The organism is Nocardia sp. NPDC058114 (assembly GCF_042884695.1).
GTDB lineage: Bacteria > Actinomycetota > Actinomycetes > Mycobacteriales > Mycobacteriaceae > Nocardia.
Genome location: NZ_JBHVTK010000006.1, coordinates 64,397 through 88,486, shown reverse-complemented (window position 1 = coordinate 88,486; position 24,090 = coordinate 64,397). Strand labels below are relative to the sequence as shown.

24 protein-coding genes and 1 pseudogene are annotated in these 24,090 nt (G+C 66.5%); 4 read left to right on the top strand and 21 right to left on the bottom strand.

Annotated elements, in window-relative coordinates:
• Positions 1–23: 23 nt before the first annotated feature.
• From ACFVVI_RS22345 to ACFVVI_RS22320, 6 genes are read right to left on the bottom strand one after another with little or no spacing between them, the layout of a single operon-like run.
• Positions 24–1,481 carry an NAD-dependent succinate-semialdehyde dehydrogenase gene (locus ACFVVI_RS22345; RefSeq protein ID WP_387446616.1) on the bottom strand — a complete coding sequence of 486 codons (1,458 nt, stop codon included), beginning with the start codon at positions 1,479–1,481 and terminating at the stop codon, positions 24–26.
• Entirely contained in the window at positions 1,478–2,473 is a 996-nt protein-coding gene (locus ACFVVI_RS22340; RefSeq protein WP_387446615.1) for an alpha/beta hydrolase, read from the bottom strand. Before ACFVVI_RS22340 ends, ACFVVI_RS22345 begins: the two co-directional genes overlap by 4 nt.
• Positions 2,470–3,927, bottom strand: coding sequence for a flavin-containing monooxygenase (locus ACFVVI_RS22335; RefSeq protein ID WP_387446614.1), 1,458 nt, complete (start codon positions 3,925–3,927; stop codon positions 2,470–2,472). The genes ACFVVI_RS22340 and ACFVVI_RS22335 overlap by 4 nt, the downstream gene beginning before the upstream one ends.
• Positions 3,924–5,039: an alcohol dehydrogenase catalytic domain-containing protein gene (locus tag ACFVVI_RS22330; protein ID WP_387446613.1), complete on the bottom strand. Its 1,116-nt coding sequence runs from the start codon at positions 5,037–5,039 to the stop codon at positions 3,924–3,926. The genes ACFVVI_RS22335 and ACFVVI_RS22330 overlap by 4 nt, the downstream gene beginning before the upstream one ends.
• Positions 5,036–6,277: an MFS transporter gene (locus ACFVVI_RS22325; protein WP_387446612.1), complete on the bottom strand. Its 1,242-nt coding sequence runs from the start codon at positions 6,275–6,277 to the stop codon at positions 5,036–5,038. Before ACFVVI_RS22325 ends, ACFVVI_RS22330 begins: the two co-directional genes overlap by 4 nt.
• 41 nt (positions 6,278–6,318) lie before the next feature.
• On the bottom strand, positions 6,319–7,443 hold the full coding sequence (locus tag ACFVVI_RS22320) for an alpha/beta hydrolase (protein ID WP_387446611.1): 1,125 nt from the start codon (positions 7,441–7,443) through the stop codon (positions 6,319–6,321).
• A 52-nt stretch (positions 7,444–7,495) separates the two neighbouring features.
• Between ACFVVI_RS22320 and ACFVVI_RS22315 the strand changes: the two genes are divergently transcribed.
• Positions 7,496–9,187 (top strand): sigma-54-dependent Fis family transcriptional regulator, encoded by a 1,692-nt coding sequence (locus tag ACFVVI_RS22315; protein ID WP_387446610.1) that lies wholly within the window; start codon positions 7,496–7,498, stop codon positions 9,185–9,187.
• Positions 9,188–9,285: 98 nt separating this feature from the next.
• Here the strand turns inward: ACFVVI_RS22315 and ACFVVI_RS22310 are convergent, their stop codons facing one another.
• The 3 genes from ACFVVI_RS22310 to ACFVVI_RS22300 all read right to left on the bottom strand — a co-directional run bounded on the left by ACFVVI_RS22310 (position 9,286) and on the right by ACFVVI_RS22300 (position 11,593).
• Positions 9,286–9,729, bottom strand: coding sequence for a hypothetical protein (locus ACFVVI_RS22310; protein WP_387446609.1), 444 nt, complete (start codon positions 9,727–9,729; stop codon positions 9,286–9,288).
• Between the two features lie 192 nt (positions 9,730–9,921).
• Positions 9,922–10,557: a TetR/AcrR family transcriptional regulator gene (locus tag ACFVVI_RS22305; RefSeq protein WP_378992787.1), complete on the bottom strand. Its 636-nt coding sequence runs from the start codon at positions 10,555–10,557 to the stop codon at positions 9,922–9,924.
• A gap of 139 nt (positions 10,558–10,696) precedes the next feature.
• Entirely contained in the window at positions 10,697–11,593 is an 897-nt protein-coding gene (locus ACFVVI_RS22300) for a carbonic anhydrase (RefSeq protein ID WP_387446608.1), read from the bottom strand.
• Positions 11,594–11,877: 284 nt separating this feature from the next.
• Between ACFVVI_RS22300 and ACFVVI_RS22295 the strand changes: the two are divergent.
• Positions 11,878–12,120: pseudogene (locus ACFVVI_RS22295) on the top strand (nitrilotriacetate monooxygenase); the annotation flags it as partial.
• Between the two features lie 67 nt (positions 12,121–12,187).
• Here the strand turns inward: ACFVVI_RS22295 and ACFVVI_RS22290 are convergent.
• Both ACFVVI_RS22290 and ACFVVI_RS22285 read right to left on the bottom strand, forming a co-directional pair.
• Positions 12,188–12,496, bottom strand: coding sequence for a transcriptional regulator (locus ACFVVI_RS22290; RefSeq protein ID WP_387446607.1), 309 nt, complete (start codon positions 12,494–12,496; stop codon positions 12,188–12,190).
• Positions 12,493–12,957: a hypothetical protein gene (locus ACFVVI_RS22285; protein WP_387446606.1), complete on the bottom strand. Its 465-nt coding sequence runs from the start codon at positions 12,955–12,957 to the stop codon at positions 12,493–12,495. The genes ACFVVI_RS22290 and ACFVVI_RS22285 overlap by 4 nt, the downstream gene beginning before the upstream one ends.
• A 204-nt stretch (positions 12,958–13,161) precedes the next feature.
• On the opposite strand from ACFVVI_RS22285, the gene ACFVVI_RS22280 reads away from it, so the two are divergent.
• Positions 13,162–13,815, top strand: coding sequence for a TetR/AcrR family transcriptional regulator (locus ACFVVI_RS22280; protein WP_387446605.1), 654 nt, complete (start codon positions 13,162–13,164; stop codon positions 13,813–13,815).
• Here the strand turns inward: ACFVVI_RS22280 and ACFVVI_RS22275 are convergent.
• The 7 genes from ACFVVI_RS22275 to ACFVVI_RS22245 all read right to left on the bottom strand — a co-directional run bounded on the left by ACFVVI_RS22275 (position 13,776) and on the right by ACFVVI_RS22245 (position 20,326).
• A complete protein-coding gene (locus ACFVVI_RS22275) occupies positions 13,776–14,321 on the bottom strand; it encodes a nuclear transport factor 2 family protein (protein ID WP_387446604.1) in 546 nt (181 codons plus the stop codon). The genes ACFVVI_RS22280 and ACFVVI_RS22275 overlap by 40 nt on opposite strands.
• Positions 14,318–14,947 carry an OsmC family protein gene (locus ACFVVI_RS22270; protein ID WP_387446603.1) on the bottom strand — a complete coding sequence of 210 codons (630 nt, stop codon included), beginning with the start codon at positions 14,945–14,947 and terminating at the stop codon, positions 14,318–14,320. The genes ACFVVI_RS22275 and ACFVVI_RS22270 overlap by 4 nt, the downstream gene beginning before the upstream one ends.
• Complete coding sequence (locus ACFVVI_RS22265) at positions 14,944–15,930, bottom strand: ABC transporter permease (RefSeq protein WP_387446602.1); 987 nt, start codon at positions 15,928–15,930, stop codon at positions 14,944–14,946. The genes ACFVVI_RS22270 and ACFVVI_RS22265 overlap by 4 nt, the downstream gene beginning before the upstream one ends.
• The gene (locus tag ACFVVI_RS22260; RefSeq protein ID WP_387446601.1) at positions 15,927–16,880 is read right to left on the bottom strand and encodes an ABC transporter permease; all 954 of its coding nucleotides are present in this window, start codon (positions 16,878–16,880) and stop codon (positions 15,927–15,929) included. The genes ACFVVI_RS22265 and ACFVVI_RS22260 overlap by 4 nt, the downstream gene beginning before the upstream one ends.
• Positions 16,881–16,886: 6 nt before the next feature.
• The gene (locus ACFVVI_RS22255) at positions 16,887–18,512 is read right to left on the bottom strand and encodes an ABC transporter substrate-binding protein (protein ID WP_387446600.1); all 1,626 of its coding nucleotides are present in this window, start codon (positions 18,510–18,512) and stop codon (positions 16,887–16,889) included.
• Between the two features lie 484 nt (positions 18,513–18,996).
• Positions 18,997–19,398, bottom strand: a complete 402-nt coding sequence (locus ACFVVI_RS22250; protein ID WP_387446599.1) for a GFA family protein — start codon at positions 19,396–19,398, stop codon at positions 18,997–18,999.
• A gap of 58 nt (positions 19,399–19,456) precedes the next feature.
• Entirely contained in the window at positions 19,457–20,326 is an 870-nt protein-coding gene (locus ACFVVI_RS22245) for an SDR family oxidoreductase (RefSeq protein WP_387446598.1), read from the bottom strand.
• Positions 20,327–20,396: 70 nt separating this feature from the next.
• On the opposite strand from ACFVVI_RS22245, the gene ACFVVI_RS22240 reads away from it, so the two are divergent.
• Positions 20,397–20,990 carry a TetR/AcrR family transcriptional regulator gene (locus tag ACFVVI_RS22240; RefSeq protein WP_378992767.1) on the top strand — a complete coding sequence of 198 codons (594 nt, stop codon included), beginning with the start codon at positions 20,397–20,399 and terminating at the stop codon, positions 20,988–20,990.
• Between the two features lie 970 nt (positions 20,991–21,960).
• Here the strand turns inward: ACFVVI_RS22240 and ACFVVI_RS22235 are convergent.
• The 3 genes from ACFVVI_RS22235 to ACFVVI_RS22225 form a co-directional block, all read right to left on the bottom strand.
• Positions 21,961–22,440, bottom strand: coding sequence for an HIT family protein (locus ACFVVI_RS22235; RefSeq protein ID WP_387446597.1), 480 nt, complete (start codon positions 22,438–22,440; stop codon positions 21,961–21,963).
• A gap of 225 nt (positions 22,441–22,665) precedes the next feature.
• Positions 22,666–22,845, bottom strand: coding sequence for a hypothetical protein (locus tag ACFVVI_RS22230; RefSeq protein WP_387446596.1), 180 nt, complete (start codon positions 22,843–22,845; stop codon positions 22,666–22,668).
• A 19-nt stretch (positions 22,846–22,864) separates the two neighbouring features.
• Positions 22,865–24,037 carry an SRPBCC family protein gene (locus ACFVVI_RS22225; RefSeq protein WP_387446595.1) on the bottom strand — a complete coding sequence of 391 codons (1,173 nt, stop codon included), beginning with the start codon at positions 24,035–24,037 and terminating at the stop codon, positions 22,865–22,867.
• Positions 24,038–24,090 lie beyond the last annotated feature (53 nt).

Below are 24,090 nucleotides of genomic sequence, written 5' to 3'. Positions count from 1 at the left end.
ATCGAAGCGGCAGTCGCGGTGGATCAGTTCGTGAGCGCGATGTATTTGGAGTCGAGGTATTCGTCGATGCCTTCGATGCCGCCTTCGTGTCCGAGGCCGGAGGCTTTGACGCCGCCGAACGGAGCCGCGACATCGGACAGGACTCCCCGATTGACCGCGACCATGCCGGTCTCCAACGCATCGGTGACGCGTAGGGCGCGGCCGAGGTCACGGGTGTAAAGGTAGGCGGCCAAGCCGTACTCGCTGGCATTGGCTCGGTCGATCGCTTCGGCTTCGTCGCCGAAACCGGTGACGACCGCGACCGGACCGAAGATCTCCTGGTCGAGAATGTGCGCGCGGACGGGGATCTGGTCAAGGACCGTGGGCGGGTAGAAGAAACCTGGACCAGGCAGCGGTTTGCCGCCGGTTCGTATCCGGGCACCGGCCGCGACCGCTTCGTCGACGAGCCCTGCGACCCTGTCGAGCTGGGCGGCACTGACCAGCGGCCCGACTGCGACGCCCGCCCGATGCCCGGCACCGACGGTCAACGCGGCCATGCGGTCGGTCAGCCGGGCGGTGAATTCCTCGAGCACAGCGTCGGCGACCAGGAAACGGTTGGCGGCCGTGCAGGCTTGTCCGCCGTTGCGCATCTTGGCGGCCATCGCACCGTCGACCGCGGCGTCGAGGTCGGCATCGTCGAAGACCAGGAAGGGAGCATTGCCGCCCAGTTCCATCGAGGTGCGCAACACCCCGGAAGCCGCACGGGCGAGCAGAATTCGCCCGACCCGCGTGGAACCGGTGAAGGTCAGCTTCCGCAGGCGGCGGTCGGCGAACAGCGGCGTCGATATCGATGCGGCATCGGAGGTCGGCAGCACCGAGAGGACACCGGCGGGCAGGCCTGCTTCGGCGAAGATCCGTGCCAGCGCCAGCATGGTCAACGGTGTCTCGGCCGCAGGCTTCACGATCACAGTGCAGCCCGCGGCCAGTGCCGGACCGATCTTGCGGGTTCCCATGGCCAATGGGAAGTTCCACGGGGTAATCGCCAGCACCGGCCCTACCGGGGCTTTGGTGACCAGGATCCGGCCGTTGCCTGCCGGTGCGTGCGTGTATCGGCCCTGAACGCGCACCGCTTCCTCACTGAACCAGCGCAAGAACTCCGCGCCGTAGGCGACCTCCGCGCGACTGTCCGGCAGGGCACGTCCCATCTCGGCGGTCATGAGCAACGCGAGATCTTCGGCGCGCTCGGTGACAAACTCCCATGCCCTGCGCAGGATCTGGGAGCGTTCGCGGGGTGCGGTGGCGGCCCAGGGGCGCTGGACTCGATCGGCCGACTCGATGGCCAGCATCGCGTCGATGGCGCGGGCGTCGGCGACGGTGGTCAGGGTGTCGCCGGTGGCCGGGTCGAGGACCGGGTACCGGTAGCCGTCGGTGGCATCGACCGCTGCTCCGTCGAGCCACAGGCCCTGCGGGGTGTCGGCGATCACTGCTGTTGCGTCGATCATCGTTGTGCTCCTTCGGGTTCACCGGTCGGGGCGAACCCTCGGTCGACCTCCTCATGGGCGATGGCAGCCAGGAAAACGCAGGCTTGATCCAGCACGGCCCGACCGGTTGCGACCACCCCCGCCGACGTGAACAGGCCGTGCGCGTGCCGGGGCAGATGGATGTGGGTGATCGGCGCTCCGCACGCGGCCAAGGTCGCGGCGTAGTCGATGCCTTCATCGCAGAGCGGATCGTTGCCGACCGTGGACAAGAAGGTGGGGATCGGGTGTGGGTGCAGGCCGGGGTTGAGGTCCGGTGCGTCCCGTGGTGTCGCGATGCCGCCGAGATAGAGGTCGGTGAACCAGTGCATGGTCGCCGCGGTGAGCGGAAACCCGTGCTGGACGCGGTGATAGGAGGCGGTGTCCATGGCGAGGCTGAGTACCGGGTACAGCAACATCTGGGCGCGAACACGGGGACACTCCGCGGCGATCGCCGCGGCGAGCTGACCACCGGCACTGTCACCGCCGACGATCACCCGTTCGACATCGAGACCGTGCTCGATTCCGTGTTCCATCAGCCACCGGGTCGCGGTGCGCATGTCCTCGACGGCGGCGGGATACGGGTGTTCGGGGGCCAAACGGTAGTCGACCGAAACCACCGCCACGTCGGCATGGGCGGCGAGATAACGGCACAGGGTGTCGTGGGTGTCCGGGCTGCCCATCACCCAGCCGCCACCGTGGGCGAACAGCAGGACCGGGCGCGCGGAGCCGACCGGGTAGTTGCTGTACAACCTGATCGGAAGGTCTTGCTCCGCACCGATGTTCATGTCCTCGACGCGAGCCAGCTCGACCCGGAGCAGCCCGTTGCTCGCGCAGCCCGCGGTATAGGATGCGCGCGCGGCATCGACACCGAGGGTGTCGAACGATGCGCTGCCGTTGTCGCGGAAAGCGCGAATGAGAGCTCGTTGGTCGGCGGCCACGTCGTCGAGGCCGCGATCGGGTGATTCAGTGCTCACGAACGCACCGCTTCGGGTCGCGTCCGCGCCGTCACCAATCGCCGGTAGTCCTCGACGGTGCCGCACCAGTTGTTGATGACCTTGCCGTCGCTGTTCTTGTACCACGACGAGCATTCCGAGGTGAACGCCGAATCCTCGAGCTGCACCTGCAGCCACGCGTTGTACCCGCGGATCGCGTACTCCTCGACATCGATGTTCAGTTCGCTGTAGGCACACAGCCGTTCGACGGATTCGGCGATGAATTCGTGCTGCACTTCGAGCATCGCCACGACCGAGTTGTGATTGAGGTTGGTGTTGGGCCCGTAGACGAGGAACATGTTCGGGAAGCCGTCGACGAGCATGCCCAGATACGCCTCAGGGGTACTGCCCCATCGCTCGTGCAGCGATCGGCCGCCGCGGCCGATGATCGCGGTGTCGCCTTGGAAAGACTGGCTGGCGAATCCGGTGCCGAAGACGACCACATCCAGTGGGTAGAACTCGCCGTTGCCGACGAGCACGCCGTCGGGGGTGAAGCGCAAGATGTTCGCGGTCTCCACGGTGACATTCGGCTGGGTCAGGGCCGGGTAGTAGTCGTCGCTGCGCAGGATGCGCTTGCATCCGAAGTCGTAGCCGGGAGTCAGTACGGCACGCAGATCGGGGTCGGCGACCTGACTTTCCAGATGGCGGCGGGCATCGTCGGCACCGTCGCGTTGGTCGTCTGTTCCGCGCCTGGTTCGATCGAAGCCCGCCTTACGTTCGTTGTGAATGCGCTCGCGCAGCGCGTGAAAGGTTTCCGGGTCGTTCTGGTGCGTATCGCGTTCGGCGCTGGTGAACACCTGCTGGTTGCGGGGCAGGATGTAGTTCGCCGAACGCTGGAAGACCACGAGCTGCCGTGCCGACGCGGCGATCTCGGGAACGTACTGGACCGCGCTCGCCGCCGCCCCGATGCTCGCGACTCGCTTGCCCGTCAGGTCGGCGGTGTGGTCCCAGCGCGCGGAGTGGAACATGGTGCCGCGGAACGAATCCTGGCCCGTGAAGGTGGGGATGTGCGGTCTGCCGAGCTGCCCCCACGCGGGAATCAGTGCGCGCGTGTGGAACTCGTTGCCGTTCTGGTCGGTCACCACCCAGTGCGACCTCGACTCGTCCCACTGCGCCCGCACGACTCTGGTGCCGAGACGGATGTGGTCGGTGAGTGCGAAGTGCTGCGCGAGATGGTGCAGATAGCTCAGCAACTCGTCCCGGCCCGCGTACATCCGCGACACCGTGAGGTGCGGGAGGTAGCTGTAGCAGTAGATCACCGACTGGGTGTCGCACGCGGCGCCGGGATAGGTGTTGTCGCGCCAGACACCGCCGATCTCGTCGCCTGCTTCCAGCAGACAGAAGTTCCGGATGCCGCGGCGTGTCAGTTGGGCGGCGGCGCCGAGGCCACCGAAACCGGCGCCGATGATGAGCGCGTCGTAGAGGTGTTCGGTCATATGTCGTCTCCGAAGGTGATGATCTGGCGGATCTCGTTGCCGCCTGCCAGGCGGTCCATGGCGGTGTTGATGTCGTCGAGGGCGATGCGCGAGGAGATCAGCCGTTCGACGGGCAGGCGACCTTCTCGCCACAGCCGCTCGTAGCGAGGGATGTCGCGGGCGGGATCGGCGGAACCGAGGTAGCTGCCGACCAGGGATTGCGCACGGCTGGTGAGACGCAACGGCGAGAGGGTGATCTGCGCCTGCGGATCGGGCAGTCCGACCGTGACCGTGGTCCCGCCGACCGCGGTGCACGCGATCGCTGTCTCGAGTGCGCGTGGATGGCCTGCCGCCTCGACGACGATGTCGGCCTCGACTCCGTTGTCGATGGCCTGGGCAGGCGTGAACACGTCGTCCGCGCCGAGCGCTCGGGCGGAGTCGAGTTTGTCGTCGAGGGTGTCGATGCCGATGACACGGCAATCCCGTTGCGCGAGCGCGACCAGCAGCGCGGCCATTCCCACTCCACCCAGACCGACGACGGCGATCGTGTTCCCCGGTACCGGCGCACGCACATTGAGCACGGCACCGCCACCTGTCAGCACCGCGCATCCCAGCACGGCCGCGACCTCGGCGGGAACGTCGTCGCCCACCGGCACCACCGAGCGCCGGTCGACGACGACGTGGGTGGCGAACGCCGACACCCCGAGGTGATGGTGCACAGTCGAGCCGTCGCGGGTCAGGCGGCGACCACCGTCGAGCATGATGCCTTCCGCGTTCGCCGCGGAGCCCACTGGGCACGGCACGCGCCCCGCCGTGTCACAGGCCGCACAGTCGCGGCACCGCGGCAGAAACGTCATCACGACCCGGGTTCCCGGCTCGATGTCCTCGACTCGGGCGCCGACCCGGAGTACCGATCCCGCGGCTTCGTGACCGAGCAGCATCGGCAGCGGCCGTGGCCTGCTTCCGGTGAGTACCGACAGATCCGAGTGACAGACCCCGGCGGCCTCCACCCGGACCAGGACTTCGTTGTCCCGCGGGTCGGCCAGGTCGAGCTCGCACACTCGCAGCGGTCTGGACTGGCTGAACGGAGTGTCGGCTCCCGCTTGTTCGAGGACCGCACCACGGATTTTCACAGCTTCACTCCGTCGTCTTCGGCCGAGAACGTGCCGTGGGGCAGAGCAGTCGCCGGGCTGTAGCGCTCGGGCAGCGCGATGACGGCGACGGCCGCGAGCAGGAACAGCCCACCGCAGAGCGCGAAGCCGATGGCGAAACCGGTGGTGCCCGCCAGGTAGCCGAGCAGCAGCGGGGCCAGCGCCGAGATACCGCGGCCGACGTTGAAGCAGAAGCCCGCACCGGTCGCGCGGAGCTCGGTGGGATACAGCTCGCCGAGATAGCTGCCGAGAATGCCGGTGAACACGGCGAAGAAGGCGTAGGCGGGCCCGAGCACCAGCAGTGTCGTCTCGTTGGCGACCACCACGTAGAGAGGAAGCACCAGGCCGGTCCCGAGCAGCGAGGCGATGAGCGCGCGCTTTCGGCCGACCTTGTCGGCGATGAACCCGAACACGTTGTACCCCAAGAACATTCCCAGGTTCAGCACACTGATGAACACCGCGACTGTGGTGGCGGGGACCTGACGGTCTTCAGCCAGGAAGGTGGGCAGCCAGGCGCTGGCTCCCCAGAAGCCCAGCAATGCCAGCGAACACACGGTGGTGCCCAGGACCGTGGAGCGAATCAGCGTGCGGCCGAAGATCTCCCGGGTGTTCGCTGTCGGCGCTTCGCCCGCCGCGCGGCGAGCGCTGACGTTGTCGAGCCATTCGCGCGATTCGGGGAAGAACCGCCAGATCAGCACAATCGGCACGATCACGCCGACCCCGGAGACGAAGAACATCGCCCGCCAGTTCGCGGCATAGGCGCCCGCGATCAGCGCCGCGAGCATGCCACCCACCGGGAACGCGCTCATCACGAACGCGACGGCGCGGCCCCGTTCCCGCTCGGGCCACGACTCGACCACATAGGTCGACACGATCGCCCACACACCGCCCAACCCGAAACCGGCGACCAACCGCGACGCCATGATCCAGCCGAAGCTCGGCATCACCGCCACCGATGCCGTGCACAGACCGAACAGCACCAGGCTGCCCAACAGGGCCGCCTTCCGGCCGTGCTTATCGGCGATCCGGCCGACCGTGACCGAACTGGCGCCGATGCCGAGCAAGGTCGACGTGGCCAAGAGGCCACCCTGCACGACACTGATACCGAGGTCTGCGCGCATCGACGGCAGAGCCAGCGACAGAATGACGATTTCCAGCGCGTCGAACAGATAAGCGGTGAACGATCCGATCAAGATGATCCACCGAACGGGAATATTCATCTAACGACCCCATTGTCAATAAATGTGTGAGGGACTGGGTTTCAGTTCGACGAACTGAATGCGGAGCCGAACCAATCGGCGGCCTTCGCGGCGGCGACATTGGTGTCGCGCTGGTCGGAGTACAAACTCATGTGACTGACCGAGGGCAAGATCTCGAGACGTTTCGCCGGGCTGGCGATGTCGTTGAATGCCGCGATCTCGCGGTCCCACATCGTGATGTTGTCGCCCTCGGCGACGATCATCATCACCTTCTTGTCGAGAATGCGCGGCAGGAAGGGAAACACCGAGTAGTTCAGCAGCAACTCGGTGGACTCGAGCGTGCTCCAGTGCTCATGACGCTCGGCTTCCCCGGACTCCCTCAGCTTGTTGAACACCTCACCGATTCGCGGGAAGGGCCAGGTGGACAGCTCTTTCCATGGCTCCAGCGAACTCATGCGCAGGGTCGCCCCTTCCCCGCCGCCGGCGCGAATCCTGCGGTCGGCCAGGATCGCCGCCTCCAGTTCCGCGAACGCGACTTCACCGTGCGCACGGCGCATGTTGTCATAGCCTTCGACCACCGGAACCACGCTCACCGCGGCCTTCACGCGGCTGTCGGTGGCGGCCAGCACCAGGGCGTGCCCGCCGCTGTAGGAGATGCCGAACACTCCCAACTGTTGCGCATCGACATCGTCGCGAGTTTCGACATAGCTCAGTGCGTTCTTGTAATCGGCGATCTGTTCCCATGGATCGATGTGCTGGCGCCGGGCGCCGCTGCTCTCACCGAATCCCCGATAGTCGAATCCGAGGAATTGCACCTGCTGCTCGGCCACGATTCGCGCGACATGTGGAAGGACGATTTCCTTGACGTAGCACCAGCCACCGCCGGCAACCACCGTGGGCAAGGGGCCCTCCACACCGTCGGGCCGGAACAGGGTGCCGACCAAGGTCTCGCCATCACTCTGAAATAGGACGCGCTCTTCCATGAGCTGTTCCTCCGCTGCATCGAGAAAGAATTGAATTCGGCGAGTGCCGTGAAAGAAGGCTATGTGCGCCGCGTCACCTCGCAGTGTCTCGATTTCGAGATCGCACCGACCGATTCCTTCGACAGCGCGACTTCGTGTCGCAGATCTGAGACACTCCTCGCCGGTGTTCGGGGTTACCATCAGGGCAAGTGTGTTGCCGGTCACACAAGGTGGTGATGCGAATTACCCGTGCTGAGCAGCGACGATGAGGAGAGCTATGAATGATCAATCGCTGATTGCCGCGGCGCGGGAAGCATTTCTGCACGAGGGAGTGGAATCTGCCGATGTCCGCCCGGCCACGCTGCGTGCGTGGAAGCGCGCCAAGCTCGGCGGCGTCCGCCCCGACACCGAACCGGCCGTGGTCTTCGCTTCCGCGATGAACCCCGACAGCGCACTGCTGCGCGCGGTCCGACCCGTGGTTCACGACATCATGGCCCAGCTGGGCACCGCCGAATTCGCGATGATGGTGACCGACCGTGATGCCTACATCGCCGACCGGTGGGTCTCCAGCACCTCGATGGGCACCCTGCTCGATGGCATGGGGGTACTGAAGGGTGCGCGGTTCGACGAGGCCAGCGTCGGATCGACCGGGCTCGGAACCGTGCTGGAGGAACGCGCGATCTCCATCGTCGACGGCGCCGAACACTTCAACCGATGCTTCGACCCCGTTGTCGCTGTCGGAGTGCCGGTGATCCGGCCCGGCAGCGGAAGCATCGAAGGCGTTCTCGACCTCGTCTGTCCCACCGGCGCCCCCCACGAGGTCCTCGCCGCACTCGTCGAGCGCGCCGCCCGCGATGCCGGGGATCGCCTGCTCAGCGGATACGCCGCCGACGACCGCGCCCTGCTCGACGCCTTCCTGCACGCCGATCGCCGAGGATCACGTCGACCCGTGATCGCCCTCAACGATCGCATCATCATGGCGAACACCCTCGCGTCGGCGCTGGTCGGTTCCCGCTACTCCCACGACCAGCTGTGGGAGTCGGTCCAGCGAACCATCGCCCTCGGTGGGCAACCACTGCGCTTGACCGCGAGTGACGGCTCCCCCATCGATGTCGGGCTGCGACTGGTTCACCACTCCGGCGATGTCGCGGGAGCCCTGCTGCAGCTGTCGACCATGCCGGCGAAACCCACTCGGTCCTCGCCCACCTCGGACTCTGTCTCCGCCCTCGTCGACGCGATACTCGACGAACTCCCCGGCCGCAGCTGGCTGTGGCAATCAGCCGTCCATTCGGCAGCGCGAGCAGGCACCACCGAGGGCCGCCTGCTCCTCTACGGTTCGCCGGGTGTAGGAAAGACCGCCCTTGCCGGCGCGGTGACCGGCAACCGTGTCGCGACAGCGGGAATGGTGAGCGAGGGCAGGCTGCTCGGCGATCTCACTCATCGCGGCTCCGATGAATTGGCAACGCTGGGAGCCGAACTGGACGCCGACGATCACGGCTTCGCCGTGGCAACCCTCACCGCCGAGCGTGCCGAGGACATCGACCCTCGCCTGCTGACGATGTTCGAATATGTCGTGGAGGTTCCCGACCTGTCCCGCCGCCCCGAAGACGTCACCGATCTCGCCGAAACCCTCGTCCGTCGCTTCAGCGCGGGCACCGTCGGACTCGCCGTGCCAACCATTCGTGAACTCTGCCAACGTGATTGGCGCGGCAATGTCGCCCAGCTCAGCCGCACCCTGCGCGCCGCACTCGATCACACCACCGGTCCACGCCTACAACCCGCCGACCTGCCCACCACCACGACGCACACCTCCCCCCACAAACGCCTGAGCCATCTGGAACAAGCGGAACGCGAAGCGATCGCCGGCGCGCTTCGGCGAGCCAACGGAAACAGACTCAAAACCGCTGAGGCGCTGGGCATCTCACGCGCAACCCTGTACCGAAAGCTGGCTGCGCTGGGATTGGGCTGAGGTCGCGAAGAACTCATCACCCGCACCGCATCCGATCACGAACGGCGCCTCCGGAATTCCGGGGGCGCCGCTCGGGCACTTCACACCGCGTCAGCGGATCAGGCTTCGCGCACCGCCGTGACGATGGCGACGACCGCCGCGGACAACGCCCCGATCACCACCGCGCCGAGGACAACGACGGCGGCGGCGACCGTGAACTGATCCCAGCCCACCATGAGCGCGGCCACGCCGAGGACCACGAGGATCGCGTCTACGCCAACAGCGGCCAGGACAGCGTCGTCGCGGTCCAGTAGCCGGGGAGTCAGCGCAACGGTGGCCAGGCCGAGCACGACGGACACGAGGCCGACCACGACGAAGACGGGGACGGCCATTCCGGTGCCGACATCGGTCCCCAGGATCAGCGCGGCGAACGCGACGAGGCCGTACAGGACGCGGATCGCGCCCACACCGCGCAGCGTCCACGAGGACGCATCGACGGGGGCGCCCCCGGTGGAGGTCTTGGTCGCGTACGCCATGCGCACAGTTGCCACCTGGCTGGTCATATCCCGCTCCTTCGACATTTTCACACCTTCGTGCAATTGCACGTACCTGTGAAACTACGTCCATTGCACACCGATGTGCAAGAACTCGTGAAGGGACTCACACCCACCCGGGTTCGTGCCGGAGAGCACACCTTGGATCCGTTCGGGGACAGGATGTTTCGACGAGCGATCGCCCGACGAGCACACCCGCGATCAGTGCTGCGCAGCCTCAGCGGCGGACCGGGCGATCTCCGCGGCACCGGAACGGTCGACGCCGACCGCGATCAGGCAAGCCACGGCAGCGTCGCGCGCGGCTTCGGCACCGACCCATTCACCATCGCTGTGCGCGTTCAGCAGCTCGAGCACCAGCGCCGTGAGTACCCTGGCCAACGCCGCGGGCGGAAGATGACCAGCGAAGGTTCCGTCAGCTTGACCAGCCGCTATCAACGTGATCAGCCGGGCGCGGACGGGCGCGAGCCGGTCGGCCATCCGGGCCCTCGACCCGGCTTCGTCCAAGCGCAGCAGCAACTGGAACTCGTCGCCGACCGCCCACAGTGCGACCGTCATATCCGCGGTCGCCCGGGCGGGCGGTTGCGCGGTGTCGATACCGTCGAGTGCGCGACCGACCTGTTCGAAGGCCTCGTCGAGCATGCCGTCGATCAGCGCTTCCCTGGTGGGAAAATGACCATAGAGGGTGCGACGGACCATCCCCGCGGCAACGGCGATGTCTTCCATACTCGCCAGGGGATTTCGCAGCAACTCGTCCCCGGCCACAGCGACGATGCGTCGCCGGTTGGCCAGTGCGCGCGGCCCGAGGCCGACGGTGGTCGAGTGCGTCGTCGCAGTCACGTCCGTCCTTTCACCCACCACCATCCCACACCTGCGCAAAGGTGTGCAAAAGGTCGTTTGCGCTCACCGGTCTGATGACGACGGCTCGCCGTCGACGGTGGACACTCGGTGAAGCCCAGCAGAACCCAGCGAGTCGCGGTCACCGCTGATCTATGAGATGCATGCGTGCCGTGGCGATCTCGAAGTACATGCCGGCCAGGCGCAGTCGACCGGCGCGTTCGGCCGCGACGACGGCGGGATAGGTACGCAGGTGCTCGATCTGCTGGACCACGTTGTACTTGGACAGCTCGTCAACGACGCTGCCCGAATCCTCGGCGGGAGTCGGGTCGAGCACAGGAGCCGGTCGACCGCCGCTCATCCGAACCACGCTGGGTCGCGCCTGCTCGATCCAGTCGCTCGACTCCGCGATGTCCTCGCCCACTCCGCGCAGTGCCGAGGACATCGCACCACACACGGAATGCCCACACACCACGATGTCGTCGACTCCGAGCTCCTCGACCGCGAAGTCGACCGCGGCCGCCACCGTGGTGTCGATGAGCAGACCGGAGCGCGCCCGCGCACCGCGCGCAGGGACGATATTGCCGCTACTGCGCACCACGATCATCTCCCCCGGCCCAGTTGCCCCGATCATCTTCGGCACGATCCGCGAGTCCGCACACGTGATGAGCAAGGTCCTGGGTGACCGTTCGGCCGAGGTCACGACACCGCACCGGTCCACGGCAGACAAGCCGACACTCAACCACGGGCGGCCGATCTCGTGGACAACCGCGAATCCGCCGGCTTTTTCGAAATTTTCCTGCCAGTCGTTGATGGTCGCGACGAGCGAGTCGCTGAGATCGGGCACGGCCACATCCACATGAACCGCGACCCGCGGCGGAATCGAGGCCAGCACCGACGACAGCTTCGACCTCGACGGAAGGCGCCCGTGAATCATCAGGTGCCACCCATCGTCACGTTCCTCGACACGGATACCCGAACGCAGGGCGCAATACAGCATCACTGTCACCCCGACCGCACAAGCGAGGAACACAACCATCCTGGTCTCCTTTCCGGCGGCGAAGCGGTCTACCTCTCGTCTCCCGTTCCGCAAGGGCCACAGTCCCGGGTTCCACGCTCACAATCCCTGCAACTGCCTGCGACTAATCGTCACTAATGCAAGAATAACTAGCATTAGCGAGTTAAAGCAAGTAAATGTTGCGTTAATGGGTGCTAAGTTGCGGTTCATCCGAACGCCGAGATCCTCGAGCACCGCCGCCGACCCGGCAGAATGCCGGGGCCCAGATCGTGGATGCCCGAAAGCCCGACATCGCGGGCGACGGCGGTCACCGCCGGATGATCGGCGCACCAGAGGAAGTAGCCGACACGATCGAACAGTGGTTCCGCGCGGGCGCCGCCGATGGTTTCAACCTGATGCCCGACGCCTTTGCCTCCGGCTTGGAGATCTTCGTCGACGAGGTCGTCCTGATCCCGCGCCGGCGCGGTCTGTTCCGGCACGAATACGCCGAATCGACTCTGCTCGCACGGTTCGGCTCGACACCGGAACGAGCGCGAACAACGGCGTGAAGACTGGCCTCGACGAAACACTGCCAGAACGCGAGGACCTGGGGCCTGCGAGGTCAGGCCCGTCGAATCAGGACGGTGTGGCCGGTGTCGCGGCGGCGACGATTTCCTGCAGGGCGGCGATATGGCCGGCGAAGGCGTCCCGTCCACGCTCGGTCAGGTGCGCGCGGACTTTGCGGCGGCTGCCGTCCAGGCGGCGTTCGGTGGTGACATAACCGGCCGACTCGAGGGTCGCGAGCTGCTTGGACAGGGCCGAATCCGACAGCCCCAGGCGATCTTTGAGGAAGGCGAACTCCGCCCAGTCGGCGGCTGCGAGCGTCGCGACCAGCGAGAGCCTGGTGCTGGGATGGATGAGTCCGTCGAAGCGGGCCTGCGTCACGCGCGGAACCAACGCCGCAGGACGCGAAGGATTTCCGGACCACCGAAGCCGATGATCGCGGCAACCAGCACTCCGGCCCAGATTCCGGGGTTACGGTCACCGTCCGCGTTCAGAGCCATCGCCACGCCGATGGTGAGGCCGACGAGCGCGAACAGCATGCCCACAACCACGATCGGGGTGCGGCGTCCGGCCACGGCCGCGCTCACATGCACCTGGTCGGTCCGCCGACGCCCGCCGAGCAACCACGAGGCGACGAACGAGTGCCCCGCACCGAAGATCAGCGTCGCGGCGATGATCAGCCATGATGGCCCGAGGTCACCGATCACACCGAGCACGACCCACCCGGCGGCCATTGCCCACCAGTACCCGCGTGGCAGCCCGACCTCCTCGGCCACTCGACGGCGCGCGTGCTCGACCGCCGCCAGCGCGGCTCGTGCCTGGTCCGGAGCGATGTTCTCCATGGTGGTCTCACTTTCCTGGTTGGAAAGTCAAGGATCAACTTTCCCATCAGGAAAGTCAAGAGGCCGACGCTTCCTCCGATATCGACACTCGGCGCACAGCGGTAGTCGACATCGGTTGCCGCCGAGTCGAAGCACGGGCCACACCGGGTACGCCGAACTGGACTCACCGGTCTGGTATGAGGCACCTATCGGTAAAGTAGAGGCGTGGTGGATCTGCCGGCGGCACGTGGACGTATCGACAAACGGCGTGCGATTCTGGAGGCGGCGTTCTCGGTGTTCTCCTGCCAGGGGTACGACCAGTCGAGCGTGCAGGACATCGCGGACGAGGCCGGGGTCTCGAAGCAGACGGTGTACAACCACTTCGAGGACAAGCAGCGCGTGTTCGACGAGGCAATGGCGGCGACGGCCGAATCCGTCCTGGCCGACAACCTCGCCGCGATAGAGCGCTTACGCACGCCGGTGGCCGATCTGCGGGCGAGCCTGCACGAAGTGACGCGCGAGATCCTCGAGGTGAACTGCGAGCATCGTTCGCGCGCCCTGCGATGGCTGACCTACGCCCAGGTCGCCCGCTTTCCGCATCTGATCGAGGTCGTGCAGAACCGAACCTCCGATCGGCTCGGCCCCGCCCTGGCCGACCGGCTGGCACGGCTGGTGCTGTCGGGTCAGCTGCGTCCGTGCGACCCCGATCAAGCGGCCGAACAGCTGCTGGCCATGCTCAGCGCTCCCGCCGAGGCACGCTCCCGCATGGGAACGCGCGACGTGCCCGCGGCCGACATTCGCTTCGTCGCCGAGGGCGCCGTCGATACCTTCCTTCGCGCCTACGCTCCCCCGGCCGATCCGGGCAGCGTGAGCGCGTGAGCTGACCGCACGGCGACGGGTTCGGGCAGGCTCGGCGGTGGTGATCCGGCGGCCACCAATCCCGCGACCGGTGTGACGAGCCGTCGTGCGATGAGCCATCTTCCGTCGACGAACGCGAAATCGTCCTCGACATGGCCGATCGTGGTCCAGTCGGCCGGGCGTAGATCGCCCCGGTCGGCATACTGCTGATACCAGTGCCACACCGTCGCACGGGCTTTGAGCCGCGGGGTATCACCGCGCCATTCCACGACGGTCTGGCCGAGGACGTGCGCCACTCGCTGCGAGCGCGGCGCGACCCTGTCGACCATGTACCGGGTGAACTCGTCGCGGCCGCTGAAGCTGTGTGGCGCCGGGAGCCGGTATTCGATCTGCGCGTCGGGCGCCAGGCATTCGGGTGCGATGAGTTCGTAGCTGCGGCTGTCGACGAGTTCGAAGAACCGGAAGAAGGTGCGGTTGATCTCCCCCTCCGCTTCCAGCCGCTCGAGGCGCTGCGCGATCGAGGTCATCGCGCATCCGATGGCGTCGGGGTGAGCGTCAGCGAACCGGTGATCGTCTGCGGATTGGTCAGCAACGCCAGGATGGGGCACTGTGCCTCCACGATCCGGAACAGTTCGTCGATCCGGTCGGCGGGCTCGGGGGAGGTGACGAACACCTGGTAGCCGATGTTGTGCGGCTCGACCGGCGCGTTCTCGAAACCCGGTGTGCCTCGGCGTGGTTCGATCTCGGCCGTCACCTCGACCCGCAGTTCGTCGAGCACGATCTCGTGGCGCGCGGCGGTGATCTCGAAGATATGGGTCAGGCAGCTCGACAGCACTCCCAGCTGGATCTCGGGCGATCCCGGACCCAGGTCGTACCCGGCGAACTCGGGTGGTGAGTCGCTGATGATCTGGTGATCGCGAATCCTGATGCGGCGCACGCCACTGCGCCCCTCCGCGACGGTGTGGGCACGGATCACGATCGGCTCGACCGGCGGTGTCTGCTCGGCTTTCGCCTCCAGCGCCAGCAGCGCCGCACGCTTGTGGATGAGGAACTCGCGCAGGCCGGGCAGAGGTTCGGTGAGCGCCGGAAACCCGGGCGAATCCCCGTTCCCGGTCGCGACTACCGGATTCTGCTGGCTGTTCGTCGTCGTCACTGATGCTTCTCCTCGGTCTCGGTGGTGGAAACGGCCGCGGGGGCGCGGTCGCCGGCGGGTAGGTGTGGTGTCGCGCGACGGCTCCATTCGCCGTCGAGCGCGTGGGCGATCCGGTTGACCGACAGCACGGTCGCGACGACGACCAGACCCGGCAGGGTCGACAGCCACCACGCGTTGGCCAGGTAGTTGCGGCCGCCGGCGATCAAGGTGCCCCACTCCGGCGCCGGGGGCGCGGCGCCGAAACCGAGAAAGCTCAGCGACGCGACCGCGAGTACCGCGGTGCCCAGTTCGAGCGTCGCGAGCACGAGTACCGGGCCGCGCGCGTTCGGCAGCACGTGCCGCACCATCACCACATACCAGCGTGTTCCGGACGCGCGCGCGGCATCGACATAGTCGGCCTCGCTGACCCGCAGCACCTCGGCCCGCATCACCCTCGCGAAACCGGCCACCCCCGCGACGCCGACGGCGACGGCGATCTCGACGGTCCCGCGCCCGAGCGCGGTCACCAGGGCCAGCGACAGGAACAGCGCCGGAATCGACAGCACCACGTCGACGAGCCGCATCGAGACGCTCTCCACCCACCCGCGCACGAATCCGGCGAGCAACCCGATCGCCGCGCCGACGACCAGGGCCACCCCCACCGCGATGAGCGTCGCCTGCAACGACAGCGCGGTGCCGTGGATCACGCGCGTGTAGTGGTCGCGGCCCAGTTCGTCGGTGCCGAACCAGTGTTGGGTGCTCGGTGGCGCGAACCGCTGCGCGGGCGTCGCGCGCAGCGGATCGCGAGAGGCGAACAGTTCCGGGACGAAGGCTGCGAGCACAACGGACCCCACCACCAGGATCGACAGAATCAGACCCGGCCGGCGGAGCAGGAACCGCGCGGTCCCGGCGAGGTCGAATCGGCTCGGAGCGGAGGGTTTTTCGGTGGGCGGCTCGGTAGTCGAAGGGGCAGGGACCACTGCGATGATCGTCGAGGCTGTCACGCCGCACTCCTCTCTCTGCTCGGGACGATCCGCGGATCGAGCAGCGGATAGATCAGGTCGACGAGCAGGTTCACCGAGACGAAGACCACTGCGCTGAAGACGACGACACCCTGCACCACCGGAACGTCCTGCAAGGTGACCGCGTCGACGACGATCCGGCCCAATCCGTTGCGGGAGAACACGATCTCGATCAGCACGGCGTTGGCCAGCAGGCCGCCGACGAGCAATCCCACGACGGTGAGCGCGGGCAACGACGCGTTCTGCAGCGCGTGCCGCAGCCGGATCCTGGTCGGACCCACGCCCTTGGCCCGGGCGGTCTGCACATAGGGCTCGTCGAGTGTCTTCGACAGGCTCTTTGCCAGCACCTGTGCCAGCAGAGCCGCGGTCGGCACGGCCAGGGTGATCGTCGGCAGCACCAGGCCACGCCATCCGTCGTTGCCGAACGCCGGGAATACCGGCACCCGGAACGACAGCACCTGGATCAGCATCAACCCGATCCAGAACGTCGGGATCGAGATGGCCAGCGAGGGCAGCGACAGCAGCAACTGCTGGAGCCAGCGGCTCACCCGGTAGGTGGCCAGGGTGGCCACCGTCGTGCCGAGGACGATCGCCAGCACCAGGGCCGGGACGGTCAGCTGCACAGTCTGCGGTAGCGCCTCGGCGATGAGCGCGCCCACCGGCTCACCGCTGGCGAAGGACGCGCCGAAGTCGCCGCGCAGCGCATCCGCGAGATGATGCGCGTACTGGGTGAACAGCGGCTCGTCGAAGCCGTACTCGGCGCGCCGACGGTCCAGTTCCGCGGGATCGACCGTCGTCGCCGCGCCCGACGCGCCCGCCACGGCATCCACGGAGTCTCCCGGCAGAGCGAACAGGAGCAGGAACGACACGGTGTAGGCCGCCCACAGCACCACAACCGCCTGTGCGACTCGACGGAATACGAACTGCCACATGACTGTTCAGCTCTTCCACGTGTCGTGCAGGTGGACGTCACCCGCACCGGCGAACCGCAGATCGTGGACGGCGGTGCGGACGCCGAGCACCGACTGCTGGTCGACGATCGGCACCACATAAGCGTTGGCGACGATCAGTTCCTGGATTCGCGCGACGATCCGGTTGCGCGCCACCGGATCCAGCGTGGCAGCCTGCTGGTCGAGCAACCCTTCCAGCTCGGTCGCCGGGACGCGGTAGGCGTTGCGCAGTTTGGTGGAGTAGAGCGTGCGCAGGGCATCCGGATCGGCGCGGCTGTAGTTGCCGCCCCAGAACAGATCGAAATCACCGGAGCGGATCAACTCCGGGAACTGCGCGACCTGCAACTGATGCAGGACCAGTTCGACACCGATGTCCTTGAGCTGCTGCTGGATCAGTTCCAGCGCGGGCTGGAAGGTGGCCGCGGTGGTGAACCAGACGGTCTTCAGGCTCAGCCGCGCACCGTCCTTCTCCCGGATGCCCCCGCCCCCGGGGACCCAGCCCGCCTCGTCCAACAGCCGCTTCGCCCGGGCGATGTCGACCGCCAGTACCGCACCGAGGTCGACGTAGCCGGGGGTGTTCTTCGCCAGCACACTCGTCGCCGGGTTGGTACCACGGGAGAACACCGTTTCGACGATCTGCTTGCGGTCGACGGCGATCTGGATCGCTTGGCGCACACGGGCATCGCCGAACAGCGGCTTGCTGTTGTTGAAACCCAGGTTGTAGCCGACGCCGGGAATCGTGTACGCCTGCGCCGTGACATCGGCCCCGGCCAGCGCCGACTCCTCGGCCTGGGCAACGCGCCCGATCGCGTCGACCTGACCGGAGATCAGGCTGCCGGTGCGCACACCGGCCTCGGGAATCACCGGGAACACCAAGGTGTCGAGGTACGCCTCGCCCGGTTTCGTCCACCGCGCCGAGCCCCAGTCGTAGCCCTGCCGCTTGGTCAGGGTGACCGACCGGTTCCTGAGGTATTCGGTGAGGACGAACGGACCCGACCCGATCACGCCGCCGCTGCATCGCTCGGCCGCGGGCCGGCTCGCGGTCGAGGGCGCGACCACACCGAGCGACGATGTCGTGGTTGCCTGCAGGAACTGCGCATTGGGCTGCGCGAAGCTCACCGCGGCGGTCCGATCGTCGACGACCGTGGTGCCCACGTAGCCTTCGAGATAGGACGTCGCCTGGATCGCGAGAGCACCGAGACCGGGTATCGCGTCGAAGCTGGCCTTCACCGCCGCGGCGTCGACGGGGGTGCCGTCGCTGAATGTCGCGTTCGGTCGCAGCCGGAAGGTGAAGGTGCGCGCGTCGTCGCTGACCTGCCAGGACTCCGCCAGCCACGGAACCAGTTCCCCGGTCGAGAAATCCTGGTCCAGGAGCGAATCCACTGTCTGCCGCAGCGAATACATCGTGTCGCTGCTGCCCGCTTGGTGCGGGTCGACGCATCCGGAATCAGTCCCGATCGCGAAGTTCAGCGTGCCGCCGGTGCGCGGCGGCTGCGTGTTCTCACCCGATCCGGCACTACACGCGGTGAGCAGCATCGACGCGATCAACGGCACAGACAGGGACCGCCACAGCGTCCGGGATCGAAGTCGCGAAGTGGGGACGAGTTTGTTCACCGGCAGGTCTTCCTCATCGAGCCGCGGCGCCGGGCCTGCCCAGCGCGACCATACATATCGACCAGCGTGCACAATCTGATGGATCTGCTGGTCTACTCGAGTAGCCTGACAGGAGCAGTAACGGTGGTCAAAGGTTGCGATCCGCGTGCGTCGATCACTACCGCGGCACGCGTTCTGGCCGCGGGGCATCACGGGTGAGGATCCATACGAGCTCAACGGTTCCCGAGGCGGACAGGCCGAACCAGGGTCGGCCCGAAGATGTCATCAGGTATCCGGCAAGGGCACCAATGACCGCCTGTCCGCGGCCGAAACAACAAGGGCCGGTCCGCAAGTCATGCGAAACAGCCGATCACCGGCCTACAGCCGCGGGCAGTACGTCCCCTTCGACAGATCGAAGTACCGTCGCGGCGGTCACACGGTCAGGAGTCCGGACCCGGCGAGGATGTGGGGCAGCCGAGATCGGTTGTCCCACCACGCCAGTGCCTCACCTGAACGGGGCCATCCACGGGACCGCGTTGTGCGCAAAGCTCTGTTTGATCGGTACCAGGTGGGCATGATCATCCAAAGCCATAATCGTGATCCCCACCAGGCCCGCTTCATCGCCCTTGGACGCGACCGAGGAGCCGCACTTCGGACAGAACCCGCGCCAGATCTGCGGGAAGGTCTCGAACCAGGTCGGTTCGCCGCCTCGACCAGTCCACGCGAATCCTTCCTCCGGGAAGGACACCCACGACATCACCGGAGCCCCTGAAAGCCGCTGACAGTGCTCACACGAGCAAAGATGAGGAAAGTCCGGATCGCCGGTCGCGGAGAACCGGATATTCCCGCAGAGGCAGCCGCCGTTCACATCGCTCCTTCTCACTGAAACCATGGCATGTCGTTGCATGCTGCGCGTCGTTGATCAAGGACACCCGGCACTCGACACAGCCTTCGCCGACGCAACGCTAGTGGGGCTCGGCGGTTGCCGGCTGATGGTCGGCGAGAAACTGGCCGAATGTTCTGGGGCCGCGACCGGTGAGGTCTGAGACCGCGGACGTGATGTGCGCCGCGGTGCCCTCGGCGATTCCGGCCTGGAGTTCGGCGACGTCTTCGGCGAATTGCGTGGGAAGACCCTGGGCAGTGAGTCGTGCGGCCAATTGCGCTGGTGGCAGATCGACGTAGGAAATAGTCCGACCGTAGGCAGCGGATAGCCTGGCGGCGATGTCGGTATGGCTGAGCGCTTCTGATCCGGTCAGTACGAAACGTTGTGCCGAATCGCGATATTCGGTCAGCAGGGCCGCCGCGCACGCGGCGATATCGCGGCAATCGATGTAGGGCACCCGCCCATCTCCGTACGCGCCGATGATGTCACCCTCGGCAGTGAAAGTGCCTGCACCGGTGCGGAAATTCTGCATGAATCCACTCGGTTGAAGTATCGACCAGTAGAGCCCGGAAGCTTCGAGGTGCTGCTCGATCGACCAGTGCGCACCGCTGGCGAGTTTCCCGGATCGGCTCGCACCCTGGACCGAAACCTTGACCACCGTGCGGACCCCCGCACGTGCGGCGGCATCGATCGCGGCGACCTGTTGTGCGACCATCGGCTGACGCCCCGATGCCGGCTCGGCGCCCGCGGAGAGCAGAAACAGTCGATCAATGCCCGACATCGCGGCCTGCAGCGAGTCCGGTCGGTCGAAATCGGCGACCACGTACTCGCCACCGAGTTCTCGGCCACGGACGGGGTTTCGGACCAGCGCCTTGAACGGTGCCTGCCGCTGTCGGAGCAGGCGGACCAGGTGTCGTCCGATGGAGCCCGTCGCGCCGGTTACAAGGATCATCACTGTCTCCCGTTAAAATGAGGGTGCCTCGATCTATAAGTCGAGGGTACCTCGAGTTAGGAGCAAGGCCGTGGCGAAGACCCCGCCGACCGCTGGTCGCCGACCCCGGGCCGACGCGCGTCGCAATTACGATCGGCTGCTCGCCGAGGCCGACACAGTCTTCGCCGAGTTCGGCGCCGAAGCCCCGTTGGACAAAATCGCTCGTCGGGCCGGAGTATCGATCGGCACGCTCTACGCGCACTTCCCCCACCGCGGGGCACTGATCGGCGCACTGCTGGACCAGCGCAACACCGCCCTGTTCGACCACGGCGAGGCGCTGACGCAAGCCGGCAACAGCGCGGAAGCGCTCGTCACGTGGATCCGGGCAGTCCTGGACCACGCCTCGACCTACCAGGGACTGGCCCAGATTCTCAGTGCGGGAGCCGATGACGCGGCATCGGCGTTGCACGCGGCATGCCTGCGGATGACCGAGATCGGCGATCGTCTGGTCGCGAATGCCCGCCTGGCGGGAGCCCTGCGCGCCGACGTGACCGGGGATGATGTGTTCGCGCTGATCAACGCCCTCGCTTGGTCTCGCGAGCATACGTCGCGGCGACAGGCCGACCGTTTGCTGGATCTCGCCCTCGACGGCGCACTCCTGCCCACTGTCGCGAACCCTCGCTGACTGCCACCGACAACGAGCCGAGCTACTGCTCGCCCTAGCCGACGACCTGCTCACCGGCGCGACGGATTGTGACAGCCATTGGCGATCTCGAACAGCGGCCGGGCGTCCTTCTCCAGGTCGAGCACGCTGTCCGGCAATGTAATTGCCGAACGGGAGAACGGTGACGACAGCTCTCGTCGGTCACATACGACGCTCGTTGTCATCACCCGTTTCGAATCGAGAACCGGAGAAGGGGCTGGCAGCGTCGGAATAGACTGGCGGCGTGTATGTCCCGTGCTCGGTGTTCCGGCGGAGCCCACTGGAGCGAGCCGATCAACACCTGTCGTGGAACCGAGACGATCAGGCATTCTTCGCTGCCGGCGCGTGCCACATCCTCACCTACGCATTTCTGGAGATCCATACCAGCAAGTTCCGGCCGGTCGGACTGTGGCCGAGCGGCGCTGACAACCCGAGCCACGTGTATGTATCGGACGGCACATGGGCTTTCGATCATTGCGGATGGACACCAGAGCAGGAACTGCTTCGCGCCTCTCGCGCCGCCGAACCCGACACCGGGTACCAGCCGAATCCGATATCTATGAGCCTCGACGAACTATGCGCAAGGCACTGGCATCGCACCCGGGCCGAGTTCGCTCACGACCCATGGCCTCGTGCACATGCCTACATTGCACGAGTCGGCCATCCAGTACCTCGAGCGGTGCAAGCGGGTCGAACACCACCGCCTTCCCGCTCCGCACTGAACTCATTGCTCACAGCAAACCCGTCGGCTCCGCCATAGCCGGGCCCGACGGCAACTGGGTGATCGACCCGTCGCCGGAGGAGAACGCCTCGGGCCAACGCCCGATGGGTCGATACATGCTGAGCCTCGGGGCCGGTAGCCTAAGAAGTAAGCGTCTCCACTTCGAATCGCGCCGCTCGCAAGGCGATACACAGGGCCGGCGGGCGCTGCGTCGTCCTTGGGTACGCCCCTCTAGCCCCGCACCGCCGCAGACAGCTCCGCACAGAGCGCATCCAGTCCGGAGGCAGGGATTTGAGGCGCGTCCGGAGAATCGACGTTGTGCCACGGTACATCTCGTGCAGTACCGACAGGTCGGGTGAAAATGTGCTGGTGAAGGTGAACACCGGCCGCGCTCAGTCCCGCGACGAACGTGAAGACATGGGTGGGTTCGAGAACCTGGCGCAGGGCGCCGATCGACGAGCGGACAGCGCGAGCGAACGCGACCGTCTCAGCGTCATCCAGCAGATCGAGGCTCGCAACGTGACGACGAGGCTCGACGAACAGATAGCCCGGCCGGACCCACTCGCCATGGGCAGGCCGGTGGGTCACCACCACGAAGTCGTCGATGTGGATCACCGGGCTCACCAGTGGTCCGGTCCCGTTGTGTTTGTCGCAGATCACGCACCCCCACATGCCGGCGACAATACCGCCGCTCCGGTCGCTGATACGCATGCACGCGTTGGACTCTCGACTCAGCGCAGGCGCTCATCGTGCAGTCGTCCTGACCGTCAAGACACATCGGCCACGAGTCGACTCCGAGTTCTTCGGCAAACTCCCGAAAGACCTCAGCCGTCCGGGCAACTCGAAACGAGCCGGATTCCGCCTCGGCTAGCCGACCACGACATGCATGCCCGGGCCTCGACAGGGCGGAGCCCGGCATCGCCGCCTACCTTCGGCCTATCGCGACCGGCCCGAGCTCGCCAGTGCCGCCCGGCGCACCATGTCACGCTCGACACCGACGACCGTCACGCCAGGCCGCAGCGCGCACAGCCTCGGCCTGCGCCTCGCCCGGCGCGGGGTCACCGCCGCGGAGCCCGGATGAGCCTCTGACAGGCCGGGGTGGGTTTGGGTGGTCATCGGCGTTCCTGTCTCGCCGTTAGTCCAGTGCGATGCCGAGTTCGGCGGCGAGGGTTCTGATCATGTGCTGGACGCCGATTTCGTTGCGGCCGATGATCATGTGATCGTGCTGGCCTCGGCGAACTCCTTCGCCGCATTGGGGCAGCATGGCGAAGTCCTCGTCGCGGACCGCAGCATGGACTTGGGCGTAGATGTCGTCGTAGACGGCGCGTTGCTCGTCGGTGGTGGCGGGGATCTTGGCCATCCAGCTGTGGCGGACGGTACAGCGGGTCGGGGCGCCGGCAGGCAGCATGTCGAGGATCTCGACACCGACAGGGCTGTTGGCCAGCACAAGGTTCGGGTAGATCCAATAGATGACGCCCATGTTCATCAGTGGGTCCCAGGATCCGCTCGGATCGGCCTCGAGCGCGGTGATCCAGTTGAACGGGAATCCCATACGGTGATGGCGGCCGAAGGCGTCGTGGGTGGAGGTGTTGGCCACAGTGTTCTGGCCGATCACGCTCTGGCCGTGCACGAAGGGAAAGTGGTAGCTCTCGGCGAAAGCCTCGAGTGCGCCCTTCCAACTGACTTCGGAAGTGAATTCCCGCTCGTCGTGGTAGCCGTAGGAAGCGTAGTTCAGCTGCGCCAGTTCAGGTCCCATCGCGCCGAGGTGGGCGTCGATGTCGATCGAGCCCTCGGCAGAGAGCACTGCCCAGACGAACCCGTGGCGTTCTTGACTGGGTAGCTCGACCAATCCGTAGCCGGCGCGGTCCATGCCGGTGAAGCCCTCTTTGCCGGGCACCCCGGCCAGTTCGCCGGTGTTGCGGTAGGTCCAGGCGTGATAGGGGCAGGTGAAGCGGGTGGCGTTGCCCGAGCCGCATGCCGGTTGCGCGCCGCGGTGGCGGCAGTAGTTCAGGAACACATGCGCGGTGCCATCACGGTCGCGGGTGACCAACAGTGAATCTTCGAGCACGGTGCGCACCACGTAGTCGTTCGGTGCGGGGATGCGCGCCGAGGGCACGATCATCAGCGGTGTGCGGCGCAAGATCTGGGTCTGCTCGACCTCGGCGATCTTCGGGTCGCTGTAGTAGTGCAGCGGCACTCGCAGCGGAGCGGGCGCCATATCGGTGGTGTGGTCGAGCACCAACCCCAAGGCGCGGCGGGTCAGGTCCTCGGTCAGCCCGGCGGCGCCGGGTTCGATCTGAGTGGTCATGAGTTGACCATACATATCTAGCCGACTGTATGGTCTATTTCGACGGAACGGGA